The organism is Pseudoalteromonas sp. OANN1 (assembly GCF_024124685.1).
Classification (GTDB): domain Bacteria; phylum Pseudomonadota; class Gammaproteobacteria; order Enterobacterales; family Alteromonadaceae; genus Pseudoalteromonas; species Pseudoalteromonas piscicida.
The window spans coordinates 247,579-263,263 of the sequence record NZ_JAMXSE010000001.1; the positions used below are offsets into that span (position 1 = coordinate 247,579).

Genomic DNA, 15,685 nt, shown 5'->3' on the forward strand with positions numbered 1-15,685 from the left:
TATTTTCAGCCCCAAGCGTTGGGGCTGAGCCGCTATACCGCTGGGGCAAACCGCAAAATCTCGGCTTCACTTAACGGCGGGCTGTAGTAATAACCTTGTACAATATAGCAGTTATTTTTCGCCAAGAACGTCATCTGAGCCTCAGTTTCCACCCCTTCAGCAATAACCTGCAAATTTAATTTTTGCGCCATCGCAATGATAGCAGCGGTGATTTCCATATCGTTTGGATCTTCAGGGATATCCTTTACAAAGGAGCGGTCAATTTTAAGTATATCAACTGGGAAACGCTTAATATAACTTAAAGACGAATAGCCTGTACCAAAATCGTCAATAGACAGTGAAACGCCAAGCGCTTTGATATCTCTAAGTTGTATGATTGCCGCTTCCACGTCTCCCATCAGCATACTCTCGGTAAGTTCAAGGTGTAGTAGAGTCGGCTCCATCTCAGTTCTGTCAATAATATCTGACAGCGTACTGATCAATTGTGCGTCTTTAAACTGTCTCGCAGAAAGGTTGATGGATACGTTGGCAATCTTGCCCGCGGCTTTTAAACGACGAGAAAAATGACATGCTTCTTCTAACACCCATGCACCAAGCTCTACGATTAGGCCTGTCGCTTCAGCAATTGGAATAAACTTACTTGGCGGAATGGTTCCTTCGCTTGGGTGGAACCAGCGAATAAGTGCTTCATAGCCTACAACCTCACCACTTTCACTGTTCACTTGTGGCTGATAATGCAAGGTAAATTGTTGCGCTTTAATTGCTATACGCAGCTCGTTTTCTATATACAGGCGCTCGTTAGCAGCTTCATCTAAATCTTGGCTATAGAAATGGTAAGTGTTCCGCCCTTTTGCTTTGGCCTGATACATTGCCAAATCTGCATGTTTAAGCAGCTGCTCTTCTTCTTTACTGTCAAACGGAGCCATCGTAATGCCAATACTTGCACTGACGATCACCTCGTTATTCCCCAGTTTTATTGGTTCTGCCAGTGTCTTTTGAATGATATTGGCAACTTCCATGGCATTTTCTCGCTCATTGATGCCGCTCAGTAACACCGCAAACTCATCCCCACCCAATCTGGCAATGGTATCTTCTGCACGGAGCCGCTTTTTCAATCTCGTCGCGACTTCAAGCAATAAGCGGTCACCCGCGTCATGTCCCAAAGTATCATTGATGCGTTTAAACTCATCTAAGTCAAAGTAAAATAGAGCAAAGGCGTAATGACCACGCTCGGCAAGCGCCATAGATTTACGTAGCTGCATCCTGAAAAAAGTTCGGTTGGCAAGGCCAGTTAAGGTATCAAAGTAAGCCAATTCTTCCATTTTACGCTGGCTTTCTTTTACAAACGAAATATCTTGGGCTGAGGCAACATAACTTGAAATCGCGCCGCCCTCTTCGCGGATCGGCGACACACTCAAACTGACCCAAATAGGTGCCTCTCTGTTACCAGCCAACATAGTATCCCCGCGCCAATGATTGCGGCTGCGCAAGTCAATATCAATATCATCAATTAGAATTGCCATGTCTTTTGAAATAATACTCAAAAGCGGAGAGCCAATAAAATGCTGTTCATCATAGCCCGTCATTTCCTGCATTTTTGGATTGACGTACTCAATTTGAAAATGCTCATTGGTCAATACAACGCCAGTACCAGAGAAAGCCACAGCTTTTGACAAACGGTTTGCCGCCTTTTCAGCGATTTCTTTTTCTGTAATACGTTGATTTAGACCATTTACAAGCTGTTTTATCTCAACACTCATGTCATTAAATGAGGCGTTCAATTGACCTATTTCGTCATCGGTATGCGGCAAGGTTGGCGTATCCCACTGCCCTCGACCAAATCCCTTCACTGCTTTAACAAGCGCATTGATGCGTTTGAGTACTAATTGATATAAAACCTGATGCAGTAATATTGCGACAAAAATGGCATACAGAATAAACAAACCAAAGAACTTAACTTTAAGCTCTTCAATGGCCGAGATAGCCGACGCCCGCTTCTTGTAGATCCCAATGTACCAATCTAAATTGGCAATATGGGTCACGTGCATAATATGCCAGTTGTCTTTATATCTAAATTCATCTTGGATATTTGGCAGCTTAGTAATAAGTGCTGTTTGTACTATTTTACTCAAGTCTTCAGGTAGCTTGTTGTGGTCCAATAGCTGTCCAGTCGCAGCGGTGGTTTTAAACAGGCCGGGAGCTGCCAATAATCGACCCTGTTTATCAAAAACGATGAAACCTTGCTGATGGTCAGATTTAGGTAGTTTTTCGAGTAAGGTGGTCAACTCTATATCGCTACCCGTTAACCCAAGATATTGGTCATGTAAGTATAAAGGCACCAAAATACTGACAACCCACTTGTTCCAAACCCTATCAAAATACACGCCCGACCATACCGCTTCCCTCGTTGGGTTCTGTTCAGCATGTAAAACAGGCAAGTTATGAAGCTGATTATTTACCAGCCTTGGGTCTTTCGCTAATAGGGCATTAGGAGGCGCGACACGGACAAATCCGTCTTTTGTAGAAAGGTAAAAGTTAAAGAAATCCTGCAACAGTGGGGGTGCGAGAATGTTCCAGAGCAATTCAGATTCAGAAAATAACTTTTGTACTGACTGTAATTTTAAATCGCCAGTATACATAGCTGCAGAAAGGCCATTTTTGGCTGTACTCGCTAAGTTTTCGCCACGCTTGTCGACGCTCGCTTGCGCGCCAGATAAATCTTGAACACCATAAAGTAAGTGTTTGGAAACCACTGAATTGGCTTGTTCGGCCAAGTTAGCTTTAAGGTCGAGGTAATTTGAGAACTGATTGTTCACCTGCGCACTAAAACGCTTAAGCTCATCATACTCTTCATAGATCAACTGCTTTTCTTCAGATTTTAGCATCAATGCCGCAGCAAAAACGCCCGCGATCAAACACACGGCCGAAATCAACATCGACAGCTTTACACTTAAAGAGCTTGCACCATATCTTGATGGGGGACGACGATTGCCCACAAGTTAACCTATTCTTTTATTTACAGTGGTGGTGTTGCCTGAATATACCAGAATATTTTTCGACTCGCCAATAAGTTACGTTTGATTAACGTACTTAACTCACTGAGATTGGACACTTATCTACCAAATAACTTAGGTTTTTGCCCATACGTCCAAAGTAGTACTTGTTTTCTCGTTTAGTTCTATGCTAATAATGTATTCAGTTTCAAAGTAAGGTTTGAATAAATGAATTTCATCATACGCAACAGCAACACATATTTCTTTTTTAGCTTCTTTAGGTGAAGAGGCTTGACTGTTCGCGAGTGAAAAAGAATAGCTAAGCCTCCCAACTTCGGGAGGCTTTTTTTTTGGCTAAATGGGAGTGAGGACCTATGACACAAAATACATTAGATGCCCTTAGGCATGACATCAATGAGATAGATTCGGAATTACTGATTTTACTGGCAAAGCGACGTCGCATTAGTCATGGTGTGCTGGAATATAAGATTGCCAACAACAAACCTATCCGTGATGAAGCACGTGAGCAGGCACTGCTGGAGAAACTGATCCGCTATGGTAAATCTCTGGGTCTTGATGCCTTTTATATAAACAGCGTTTTCCAAACTATCTTAGAAGACTCTGTATTAAACCAGCAAGCCATGCTGCAAAAGAACTTAAACCCCGATGCCGTAGGTGATACACACCGCGTTGCCTACTTGGGTGGACAAGGTTCTTATAGCCAGCTTGCTTGTCATAAATACTTCAGCCGTCGTCCCGGTAAGCTTGTGGAAATGGGTTGCCAAAGCTTTGAGCAAATCACCGAGCAGGTAGAGAAAGGCCAAGCGGACTTTGGTATTTTACCTATTGAAAATACCAGTTCAGGCAGTATCAACGAAGTATTCGATTTATTGCAACATGCACAAGTATCTATTGTAGGCGAAGTAACCCATACCGTAGAACATTGCCTCCTAGCATTACCAGATACAGAATTACAAGCCATCGACAAAATTTATGCGCACCCTCAACCTTTTGCCCAGTGCAGCCGTTTTATTCAAGGTCTGGGGGATATTCAGCATGAAACTTGCGACTCGACCTCTAGTGCATTAAAACAAGCAGCAGAGCACCCAAACAGTGCCGCGATTGGCTCGGCACAAGCTGGAAAGAATATGGGTCTAGAAGTGGTGAAATCTGGTCTTGCGAATCAGACCGAAAACCATAGCCGCTTTATTGTAGTAGCAAGAAAAGCACTTCAAGTGTCTACTCAAATCCCAACAAAAACCAGCTTAATTATGGCCACCAAACAGCAAGTAGGCTCACTTGCTGACGCGCTGATGGTATTTAAACAGCACAATATCAATATGGTTAAGCTAGAGTCACGCCCAGTACCTGGTAACCCTTGGGAAGAAGTCTTTTACGTAGATTTGCTTGCCAATATTGCAGACTCACAAGTCCAAGTAGCACTTGAAGAATTAAAAGATCATACCCAATTTGTACGCTTACTGGGCTGCTACCAAAGCGAGTCTTTGCAAGCCGTAGATGTGTTGTAATCATACTAAGTCACTCTCATAGAGACGAATAAAAAGCCAGAGCGCAAATTGCATTCTGGCTTTTTTGGTTGAGATTTGTTTAACCTTTGGATATTCAGGCTATTCGCTGCTAAGGCCAAGGAGCTCTATTTCTGAGATCTGTACTAGGCCATCGTTATTCGCATTTTTGCTAATATTTAGACGATAACTGCTATAGGCAAAAGCATTGGAGAAAGTAAACGCTCTTCGTTGTAAGCGCTCATCCCAGCTTTCCCCCACCCAAACCGCGACTTCTGTCCACGTCTCACCGCCATCATTAGAACCTAGCAACTGGAAGTTTTCGGGATCGCGTTCTGGTGCATCATTGGCACTGGTAATAGCCAAACCACTCACAATCTGTGGCGCAGTAAAATCGGCTTGGATCCAAGATGGTGATTCCTCTGTTGGCGGGCCTTGCCACTCATTGTGATCTAGCCATTTTGTCTCGATATCATTATCAAACGCCTTTTGTTCACTTTCCGCATCTCCAATACGATTACGCGCGGTGAAGCTTGTTCCAGCCAAGTCAGACAAATCTTCAAGTGCATACTGAGGTCCAGCGAGTTCAATTTCGGCTATTTGCACTAATCCATCATTGTTCGCATTTTTACTGATAGACAAGCGATAATGTGAGTAAGCCAAGCCATTAGCAAACGCGAAGGCACGACGTTCAAAACGCGATTCAAACGATTCCCCTACCCAAGTATTTAATACTTGCCACACTTCCCCATCGTGAGATGCTAAAAGTTGGAAGTTTTCAGGGTCACGCTCCGGCGCATCATTGGCGCTAGTTATGTACAAAGTATTTACCGCTTGCGCTTGCGGCAAGCTAACTTGAACCCAAGCCGGATTTTCAACAGTGGGAGGCCCCTGCCAGTCGTTGTGATCGAGCCATTTAGTCTCAACATTTTTATCAAATGCTTGCGCTGCGCCCTCTGAATCACTGATACTAAAACGCGCCGAGTAACTCGCACCTTGTACTTGTGCATGATCTAATCCAGAGATTTCTGGGCCGATTAATTCAATCTCAGCAAGCTGCATCAAGCCATCGTTATTTTTGTTCTTGGTTATCTCAAGACGATAGCTTCGATATGGCAATTGATTTGCTATCGCAAAGCTTTGACGCTCCCCTCGCGCTTCAAAAGACTCACCAACCCAATTACTCAACCGCTGCCATGTAACACCATTATCGTTAGAGCCAAACAAAGCAAAGTTCTCAGGATCTCGCTCTGGTGCATCATTGGCACTCGTTATCGCAAGCTGATTAACCGCCACCGCATCATTAAAGTCTACTTGGATCCAAGAAGGCGCTTCAACGGTGGGCGGGCCTTGCCAATCATTATGATCTAACCACTTAGTGGTTGGGTCGTTATCAAATGCCTTATCTTGGTTTTCCGCCTCACCGATACTGTTGCTTGCCGTGACCACAAACGTCTCAGTATCTGTATGGTCAACGCTCGGATAAACCGGACCAACAAATTGAATTTCTCCAATTTGCAGTAAGCCATCGTTATTTTTGTTCTTTGTCACTGCTATTCGGTAACTTGTATATTTTTGCGCATTACCAAATACAAAGCCTTGACGTTCAAAGCGCGCTTCAAACGACGCCCCAACCACATTACCCAAATTAACCCAACTCGCTCCCTCATCGTTAGAAGCTAATAAGGAGAAGTTTTCAGGGTCTCGCTCTGGGGCATCATTAGCACTGGTAATGTAAACACCGCTAATTGCTTGTTGAGTGGGAAAATCCACCTGGATCCAAGACGGCGCTTCCTCAGTAGGTGGCCCCTGCCAGTCATTGTGGTCAAGCCATTTAGTTTGTGGATCGCCATCAAATGCTTTGTCTGCACTCTCAGCATCACCAATAGCATTTCTTGCTGTGATAGTGGCACCTGATGTCACGACTTGCTGCATCGGTCCCGTGGATACCGGTTCATCAAATAATGGTAACGCTAAGTCCATAATACTATCGGCACTAAGATCTAGCTGCGCAGTTAATGGGTGAGCTTGAAGCGCGTTGTAAATTGGCAATCGAAGCGCTTCAAGTGCAACTTCATCACCGCCAAGTGCGGCGCTAAGATTGCTAGCTGAGTCGCTTAAGACGCCTTGCAAAGAACCTTGCTCGTCAAACTGTGCAAACGCGGCATTGAATAGAGAAAGCTTTTGCACACTTTCGGAAACATATGTCATCTCGCAACTTTGCTCACCAGAGTCAGAGGTTGTGCAAGTTTCCCCTAATTCAAAATTCGTTAATTGATCAGCGCTAACCACAGGTAACTCAAAAACATTGATGTTCCCGGTTTGCCAGCCAAGGGCCCGAAGCAATAACGCAGACATCTCCACTTTTGCCAATGCCATTAATTCGGGAGTAGAGACATTACGCCCCTCAGCAATTTGCTGCTCTACCAGCATGGTTGCTAGTGTAGTCAAGGCGTTGATTTGTAAGGTAGCATCAGCACTGCCATCGGCATTTGAACCAAACGGCACGGCGACATGACTTAAGGTAGCCAAAGTAACACCAGCAATATACTCGCCACTTACTAGTTCCCCAATTCCTACAGAACCACAGCGACTGGCGTCACAGCGCATCTGCGAGCCTTCGCTCGTTGTGGCGGTCACTTTAATGGTGGAATTAATGCCAAACCCGGCTTTACCCGTCAGTTCAATAAACAACTCCCCCGTTTGACTGGTTGCCGAGTTCTCATCCATCATCATGCTAGAGCCATTGAGCGCAGTCACCGAAATGCGGGCTTGGCTCAACGCGCCTTTTATCACTGAACCTGATACTTCTGCCGTCGTCACAGCGGGAGTTACTGGCACTTCTTCAACTTTTGGGTCATCGCTCCCGCCGCCACATGCAGCCAATATACTGCTAACGGCAATGAGCGGGATCGCATTTCTTATTTTATTTAACGTTTTCATATTTATCCCTTCTTACATATCAACCAACTCGTGTGACCAGGCTGATATAAACGCACCACAAGCAGGTGATAAGCCGTGATATTGTTTCTCGTTGTGCTGACACGACTTCACCCTGTTTGCATTACTTTATGGTTATCGCCAAAGTTAAAATCGATAGGTGATCCCAGCATAGTAGCGCTGGCCGGTATAGCTGCTGCTGCGCAATCTCGCTTTAGAATCTTCACCATAAAAGGTTCTCGGTTCTTCTTTGGTTAGGTTGATCACAGACGCGGTTAGGATCAGGTTTTCCATCAAGTTATAAGAAGCGTTCACATCAACTTGTTGGTATGGTTCCTGATATACAGTGAGCCCGTCTGCAAGCCCCAAAGCGGTTTCTCCTCGGCGGTTATATGATGCTCTGACACTAAAGGTGTCATTCTCGTAATAGGCGGAGAAGTTAAATTGATTATCGGCACTGCCGACAAGTGCAGACTCACCGACCTTTTCACCGTCTACGCTAATGTCTGCCTGATTGGTATCGTTTAGGGTGTAGTTAACGTTGAGACCAAAGCCATTATCAAATGCATGTTGTGCAAACAGTTCTACTCCCCGAGAAGTCGCGTTTGTACCATTGGCGGTGGTGGTAAACGGCGTGACGGTAATATCACCCGGCGGCACAATTTCAACACCGGTAAAAGGGTTATTAAAGCCCTCAAACGGCCTTACTGAGGTAATAATCAAGGGCACGATAAAGTTATCTACGTCCTTGTTGAATACCGCAATGCCAACCGCAGATCCTTCGCCATAATAATACTCCGCAGATAAATCCATCTGTACCGATTCAAATGGTTTTAGCGCCTTGTTACCCCCTGAGCCACGCCATCCTGGCTCCACAGGGTTGCCTCTAAACTCGAGCCTGTCGTCTGCCCATTCTTGAGAGATAAAGGTCAGCTGCTCTGGCGCCCCCATGTCGTTGAATGGAGCTCGAGACATCGTTTTGGCGATAGCACCACGTATGACAAGATTGTCGCTGGCATCCCAGACAATGTTGAAACTAGGTAAAAATTGCGAGTCTGTTACGGTACGCACGGTGGTGGTTTCAACGTCAATGAGGCGCTCATCACCTAAGATATCCTCTTCGGTGACATCATCAATGTCATCTAAAAAGTAGTTAATTTTATCCGACGACATAATCTGCGTTTCAGTCTCGACATAGCGTACCCCGATGTTTCCTCTAAAATCTCCGAAAGAAAAATCAGCCTGTAGATAGGCGGCCATGATCTCTTCTTCTATGTCGAACACAAAATCAGGCTCACGGCGCGTGTGCTTAACATATTCACTGGTCACGATTTCGCGGTATCGATCCCAATTGATCGTGGGCATCGCATTCACTTCAAAACCGCCTGGGATATTTTGTTCAGACGTTGCATTCAAAATATCTTCCAGTTTTGGCATACCACCAATCCACTGATAAGACACTTCATCAATGGCACCTTGACTGAACGGATCTAGCTCGCCACTGGCAATTCTGTCAGCCCCATCTTGAGTAATGAAGAAGGTGTTGTTGGTTTCGCGGTGCAGTGTCGCTTTACGATATTTAGCACCGACACGCAGCGTATCAACGATGCCGTACCCGACGCGATAATCAAGGTCTAACTGAGCATAGTCTTCTTCTAAGTCACTGACGACAAAGCTAGAACCAGTCGACCCCGGATCGGGATCGCCGGCAATACCAGCCTTAAGGTTAGACAGCAAAGCGGGATCGGCGTACAACGACACTCTGTCACCTAATCGCCATCCTGCAAATGAAGCGGCGTTTTCAACCAGTCCTGAGTCGCTGCGACTCGCAGGTTGGCCGCTTTTATACGCCGCGCTCCAAGATTCTGAAGGGCCACCGCTGGCCTCTGTGCGACCAAACTTACCGCGTAAATCATATAAATCACCAGCATATTCAAAAGCGAAGTCGTAGGTATCCGAGGTATCTTTTTCTACCGTATAACTCCCAATGATCCAAGGAAATTCAAGATTCCCTTCAGTGCCACCAGCGCCACTGGTGAAGTCCATGCCAGTCACAATCGTACCGGTTTCGTCTAGGGTAATACCGGTAAGATAATCTGGGTTGTACTTCCATTCTGGGATCCACATTTGTGACGTGGTGCGATTTTGCCCAAGCTCAAAATGAAAATGATTGAATGTTAAAGATAAATCATCTATTGGACGCCATTGAATGGTGGCTTGTAACCCCTGACGTTCACGTTTTTCTTTGGTTACCCCAACACCTGCAACTTGCGGTGCCCAAACACCGTCATAGACGTTGCCATAAGCATCTTCTAACGCTGCAAATCGACGTGTACTATCGGCAATCACATTGCCCGCCGTGTCCGCAGCTGGCAAGTCTGAACTCGTTGCCCAACGCCAACCGCCACCGCCCGACATATCACCGCCTAAAGAGCGGTTAGTGCGGTCTTGTTTGGTATAACCAACTAGTAAGCCAAAGGTTTCTTCTTCGTTCTTCCAAGAATAAACGCCGCTAAAATTAGGCTCGTACTCTTTAGTCACATCAGCGTAGGTATATTCAACATTCAACGCCCCAGAATTAGCCTCCATATCCAGTGGTTTACGGCTGTGTAGAATAACCGTGCCGCCGACCCCACCTTCATCTAAACGCGCCTCAGAAGACTTAAACACTTCAACCGATTGCACCATGGTAGAAGGCAACAAAGAGTAACTAAAAGAGCGCGATGGCGAGCCCGGAGAAGAAGCGATAAAATTGCCGTTTAACTGCGTAAAAGTAAGATCAGAGGAAAGACCACGAATACTGACGTTTTCCCCTTCCCCGCCACTACGAGAAATCACCACACCGGGTACGCGTTGCAGTGAATCCGCCACATTTTTATCGGGAAACTTGCCAATGTCTTCTGCTGTAATGGCATCCACAATCGCGTTTGATAAACGCTTAATCGCCAAGTTTTCGGCCATAGATGCGCGGATCCCACGCACCTCAATTGTTTCGATTTCCTGCGCTTCCTCTTTTTCGGTTTCTTCAGCCATTGCCCAGTTAGTAGCTGATAACATAGCGAGGACCAGTGCAGACTTGCTAAATTGCCGTGACCTTCCTGTCACATGGCGTCTGTTATTATTATTGGCCATTCCTATCTCCAAGTTTTTTATAATTTGTAAAGCCACGACGTCCCTTGCTGCTCCATGACGCATGACTTTGTGACGACCCTTTTTTGTTTCCCTATCGGGGTTAATGGTTTGTGAAACACTCGTTCAGAATAGGAGCGCTCTACAAAAAGTGATAATAGAATTTCGGTTTGCACTAAGACAAAATCGGCGTTTAGGTCAAAAAAAGATCCAATTTCAATTTCCTTGGTTTATAGTCTGATTAACATAAAAACTCATTATTAGTTTCTATATTAGGCAATTTAAAAACGTTCCAAACATGTGTAACTAAATGTTTTTATTGAACTAATTAAATATTCAAAACCAATCATTTTAAACTTTAAAATTATTCAACTTCAAGAGTGAAATATGAATTTGGCAAACTATTCAGGTAAAAACTTGGAAATATGCCTCAGCAGCGATAATCCTCATTTGTTGCAGCGAAATGCACAAATTGCTTTTGCATCTGGGGCAACAAGGATAGAACTCTGTGGTGTACTGAGTTGCGGTGGCTTGACCCCAAACCCGACGGCGATAGCTGCAGTTGCCCAGTATTTACCAAGCTTTGGCGAATGTATTGTGATGTTACGCCAAGCACCGCATTTTTCTATTGATGACACCATGCTATATCAGTTACAAAAAGGGATAGATGGCATTGCTTGCGCGGGTGCAACCGGTATTGCGCTTGGTTTTATCGACGACAATCAGAAGATAGCGGCTGACCATTGTAGAGCACTTATTGCCACGGCAAAATCCTTAGGCCTTTCTGTCACCTTTCATCGCGCCTTTGACGCCGCTGCAAACTGGCAGCAGGCAGCCGAGACGCTGCTAGAGTTAGGCGTTGAGCGGGTCTTAAGCGCCGGCAACACATGGCAAAGTGGTAAAGGCGCAGCGTTTGGTACCAGTCAGCTCATTGCCTTACTGAAAAAACTCAATGCTGAAATCGAAGTGGTGATCGGTGGAGGGGTCAACACGAAAAACGCAGCGGATCTTTGGCTTTTAAGTGAATTTGGTCCACTCTCTCTACATACTCACTCTGGCGTGCACCATGGCGATGAAGTTTGCCCAAGGCTAGTTAATGCAATACTCACCGGATCAGAAAAGGCAATACAATGACAGCATCGAAGCTATTTTTAGGGATTGATGGTGGCGGGACGAAATGTAAAGTCCGCCTCGAGGATCAACATGGACAGCTCCTTGCCGAGGCCACCAGCGGCCCTGCAAACATAGCAACATCAATACATCAGGCCCAAGAGTCAATGTTGAGCGCAACAATGACAGCGCTGACAAACGCAAAAATCCCCCACCACGATATTGCCAACATCAGTGCTTTTGCAGGACTTGCCGGCGCGAATGTCACGACGGCTTGTGAGGCGATGCAGCAATGGCGTTCCCCTTTTGCACGTTTTCAATTTTCAACCGATGCACACATTGCTTGCCTTGGTGCGCATCAACACGAAGATGGCGGTGTAATCATTCTCGGCACCGGATTTTGCGCGGGTCTGGTGACGCATGGACAATTTAGGGAGTTCGGTGGCCACGGATTATTACTCGGTGATGGTGCAAGTGGCAGTTGGATAGGTTTGAGTTTAGTGAAGCATGCCATCGAGGTGCTTGATACACTGTCCCCTAGCAGTCTGATGATTGAGTCGTTTTTGGCTGCTATGAATTGCCACAGTACCGAACAGCTAGTCAAACTCACGCTAAACGCCACTCCCCAGTATTTTGCCCAGTTTGCTCAACATGTTTTTGCCACGCCAAACGATCCCTATGCCGAGCAGATCTTAAGTAGCGCGGCACGGTTTATTGAGCGTTATGTCCGTCATTTGCAGAGCTTAGGGGCACAGAAAGTCGCGCTAGTTGGAGGTATTGCCACGCCCATTCGTCCATGGTTAGCTGCCGAATACGCAGATGCGCTGGTGACACCAGCACTACCACCAGAAGTCGCTGCGTTAACGCTCGCTCGACGTTAACTCCTTACGTAATTGCGACGGGATTTCACCAAATAAACGACGAAACTGCTTGCTAAAATAACTTGGCTCTGAAAAGCCACACTGATAAGCGACTTGTGATACTGGTAAGCGTGTTTCGACCAATAATTTACGGGCATTTTCCAATCTCACTTCGTTGATAAATTGATTCGGGGTTTTGGCTAAATGCTTTTTAAATCTACGCTCCAGTGCGCTTACCGACAGGTGAGCAAGTTCCGCCAATTCTTCGATACAAATATGACGATGATAATGTGCCCGAATAAATTCAACGGGCGCTTCAATGGCTCTTACGTGAGATAACGCCTTTGACGTTTTCGCTAGATGTCGCGTAACACCATAAGTGCCCATAATCGCATTTTCGTCATCAAGTAACACTTTTTTTGACGTGGAAAACCATGCCAATTCCCCATTTGCGGTTTGGTTGAGTTCTAATCTATCCGTCACGATAAAGCCTTCCATCACTCGTTTATCATCGTTAACGTATTGGAATGCCAAGTGTTGCGGTGAAAAGTCAAAATCGGTTTTCAGTAAGATTTGATCTAGGGTTTTATAGCCCTGATGTTCAACAAAATGTTGGTTCGCATGCACTATTCTACTTTTTGTGTCTTTGACCCAAAAGAGGATGTCTGGGATCAGATCAAATGCTGCAATCAATTGATTTACGCCAGCTTTATTCAATATTGTTTGCTCTTCCATTGCCCTATTTACCGCCTTTTTATAATTATAATAATTTATTTTAAACGCCGATTTTGTTGCATTGTCAACCGAATTTTTATTATCACTTTGGCGCCTCTGTTACCTATTATCAATAACATCAGATTAACTTACCTCGATAACTCGACGGAGCTAAACGATGGATAATAACAAAATCCGCATGGCCATGATCGGTGGTGGAGAAGGCGCTTTCATAGGTGCAGTGCACCGCATAGCTGCGCGTTTAGATGGTCAAATTGAACTCGTTGCAGGCGCATTTAGCGCCCAATCAAACAAAAGCCTAGCAATGGGCCAGCAACTCGGGCTTAACCCAGCACGTTGCTATGCCAGCTACCAAGCACTCTTACAACAAGAGGCGGAATTACCAGAGTCGGAGCGCATCCACTTTGTTGCCATCGTGACCCCAAACCATTTGCATTTTCCGATTGCCACAGCCGCGATCGAACACGGCTTTCACGTCTTGAGTGACAAGCCTGCAACGCTCAATTTATCTGAGGCCCTGCGTCTACAAACACAGCTTCAGAAGAGCAATTGCTTGTACGGATTAACACACACCTATACCGGCTACCCAATGGTGAAAGAAGCACGCCACCGCATCGCAAATGGCGAACTTGGCAAAATACGCAAAGTCGTCGTTGAATATAGTCAAGGATGGCTTGCAAGTGCTGATGACGAAAACAGCAAGCAAGCCAGCTGGCGACTAGATGCAAGTAAGTCTGGCGTGAGTTGTTGTATGGGCGATATCGGTGTACACGCAGCGAACCTCGCCGAATATGTGAGTGGCTTGGAGATAGAGGCGCTTTGTGCGGATTTAAATATGGTCGTGTCCGGCCGACAGCTCGACGATGACGGCACAGTGTTACTGCGCTTTGGCAACGGTGCAAAGGGCGTGTTGATGGCAAGCCAAATAGCACTTGGCGAAGAAAATAATCTCACGTTAAAAATCTATGGTGACAAAGCCAGTATCGAATGGTCGCAAATGGAGCCTAATAGTTTGTGGTTACGTGCGGCAAACGCCCCAGCTCAGTTGATCCGCACAGGAGTGGGTTCACTTAGTCAAGCAGCCATTAGCGCAACTCGTGTGCCAGCCGGTCACCCTGAGGGATATCTGGAAGCATTTGCAAATATCTACCTTAACTTCGCCAGCCTTATTCGTGCACACCAGCTGCAACCCGATGTGCAGCACGAAGAATTTGACGTGCCAAGTATTAACGCTGCAGTCCGTGGCATGGCATTTATTGAAAACGCGGTCGCAGCTAGTGCAAAAGACACTAAGTGGCACCCCTTTACCATTGGATAAAATAAGAATGAAGCAAATTAAAGGACCCGCTATTTTTCTCGCGCAGTTTGTCTCGGACGAGGTGCCATTTAACAATTTTAATAGTATTTGCCAGTGGGCAAGTAACCTAGGTTATAAAGGTATTCAGCTACCAAGTTGGGAACAGCGACTGTTCGATCTGCAAAAAGCCGCTGAAAGCCAAGATTATTGCGACGAGATCACTGGTATTGCCGCAGAGCATGGCCTTACTATTTCAGAGCTATCAACCCATTTGCAGGGTCAATTAGTGGCGGTGCATCCAGCTTATGACCAAATGTTTGACGGCTTTGCACCAGCAAAAGTGCATGGCTCGCCTCAGGCTCGTATGGAGTGGGCAACAGAGCAGCTAATGCTAGCGGCCAATGCCAGTGCTAAGCTTGGGCTTACCAGTCACGCAAGCTTTTCTGGCGCCTTGCTCTGGCATACCTTTTACCCGTGGCCACAACGTCCAAATGGCTTGGTGGAACAAGGGTTTGAGGAGCTCGCAAAACGCTGGTTGCCTATTTTAAACCGCTTTGATGAGGTTGGAGTCGATGTGTGCTATGAGCTTCATCCAGGTGAAGATCTACACGATGGCGTGACTTTTGAACGCTTTTTAGCGGCGACGAATAATCACCCGCGAGCCAATATTCTTTACGATCCAAGTCACTTTGTCTTACAGCAATTGGACTACTTGGCATTTATCGACATCTATCATGAACGTATCAAAGCGTTCCATGTAAAAGATGCCGAATTTATCCCCAATGGCCGCTGCGGTGTTTACGGCGGATACCAAGGATGGCAACAACGGCCAGGACGGTTCCGTTCATTAGGTGACGGACAGGTCGACTTTAAGAAAATATTTAGTAAGTTAACACAGTACGGTTTTGATGGTTGGGCTGTATTGGAATGGGAATGCTGTATTAAGCACCCTGAAGATGGGGCCAAAGAAGGTGCCGAATTTATCAAACAGCACTTGATAAGACCAACCGAAAAAGCCTTCGATGATTTTGCAGGAAGTAGCACCGATACCGAACGCAATAATCAAATCCTCGGCATAAAATAAACAGGACTACG

Annotated in this window: 9 protein-coding genes; 5 read left to right on the top strand and 4 right to left on the bottom strand. The window is 45.7% G+C overall.

Translation table 11 applies throughout. The features are described 5' to 3' along the window. Nucleotides 1–32: 32 nt before the first annotated feature. Nucleotides 33–2,996: an EAL domain-containing protein gene (locus NH462_RS01200; RefSeq protein ID WP_253103347.1), complete on the bottom strand. Its 2,964-nt coding sequence runs from the start codon at nucleotides 2,994–2,996 to the stop codon at nucleotides 33–35. Between the two features lie 371 nt (nucleotides 2,997–3,367). Between NH462_RS01200 and pheA the strand changes: the two genes are divergently transcribed. Next, complete coding sequence (gene pheA / locus NH462_RS01205; RefSeq protein ID WP_017216145.1) at nucleotides 3,368–4,522, top strand: prephenate dehydratase; 1,155 nt, start codon at nucleotides 3,368–3,370, stop codon at nucleotides 4,520–4,522. Between the two features lie 99 nt (nucleotides 4,523–4,621). On the opposite strand, the gene NH462_RS01210 is transcribed toward pheA, so the two are convergent. Beyond that, complete coding sequence (locus NH462_RS01210) at nucleotides 4,622–7,462, bottom strand: discoidin domain-containing protein (RefSeq protein ID WP_253103349.1); 2,841 nt, start codon at nucleotides 7,460–7,462, stop codon at nucleotides 4,622–4,624. Between the two features lie 144 nt (nucleotides 7,463–7,606). Beyond that, nucleotides 7,607–10,591 carry a TonB-dependent receptor gene (locus NH462_RS01215; RefSeq protein WP_253103351.1) on the bottom strand — a complete coding sequence of 995 codons (2,985 nt, stop codon included), beginning with the start codon at nucleotides 10,589–10,591 and terminating at the stop codon, nucleotides 7,607–7,609. Between the two features lie 384 nt (nucleotides 10,592–10,975). On the opposite strand from NH462_RS01215, the gene NH462_RS01220 reads away from it, so the two are divergent. Together NH462_RS01220 and NH462_RS01225 are read left to right on the top strand one after the other, a co-directional pair. Beyond that, complete coding sequence (locus tag NH462_RS01220; RefSeq protein ID WP_010371087.1) at nucleotides 10,976–11,722, top strand: copper homeostasis protein CutC; 747 nt, start codon at nucleotides 10,976–10,978, stop codon at nucleotides 11,720–11,722. After that, nucleotides 11,719–12,579, top strand: coding sequence for a BadF/BadG/BcrA/BcrD ATPase family protein (locus NH462_RS01225; protein WP_253103353.1), 861 nt, complete (start codon nucleotides 11,719–11,721; stop codon nucleotides 12,577–12,579). Before NH462_RS01220 ends, NH462_RS01225 begins: the two co-directional genes overlap by 4 nt. Here the strand turns inward: NH462_RS01225 and NH462_RS01230 are convergent. Continuing rightward, on the bottom strand, nucleotides 12,559–13,293 hold the full coding sequence (locus NH462_RS01230; protein WP_017216150.1) for an AraC family transcriptional regulator: 735 nt from the start codon (nucleotides 13,291–13,293) through the stop codon (nucleotides 12,559–12,561). The two genes, NH462_RS01225 and NH462_RS01230, sit on opposite strands and share 21 nt — an antisense overlap. A 157-nt stretch (nucleotides 13,294–13,450) precedes the next feature. On the opposite strand from NH462_RS01230, the gene NH462_RS01235 reads away from it, so the two are divergent. Then, nucleotides 13,451–14,611, top strand: a complete 1,161-nt coding sequence (locus tag NH462_RS01235; RefSeq protein ID WP_253103358.1) for a Gfo/Idh/MocA family oxidoreductase — start codon at nucleotides 13,451–13,453, stop codon at nucleotides 14,609–14,611. A 7-nt stretch (nucleotides 14,612–14,618) separates the two neighbouring features. Then, the gene (locus tag NH462_RS01240) at nucleotides 14,619–15,674 is read left to right on the top strand and encodes a sugar phosphate isomerase/epimerase (protein WP_253103360.1); all 1,056 of its coding nucleotides are present in this window, start codon (nucleotides 14,619–14,621) and stop codon (nucleotides 15,672–15,674) included. Nucleotides 15,675–15,685 lie beyond the last annotated feature (11 nt).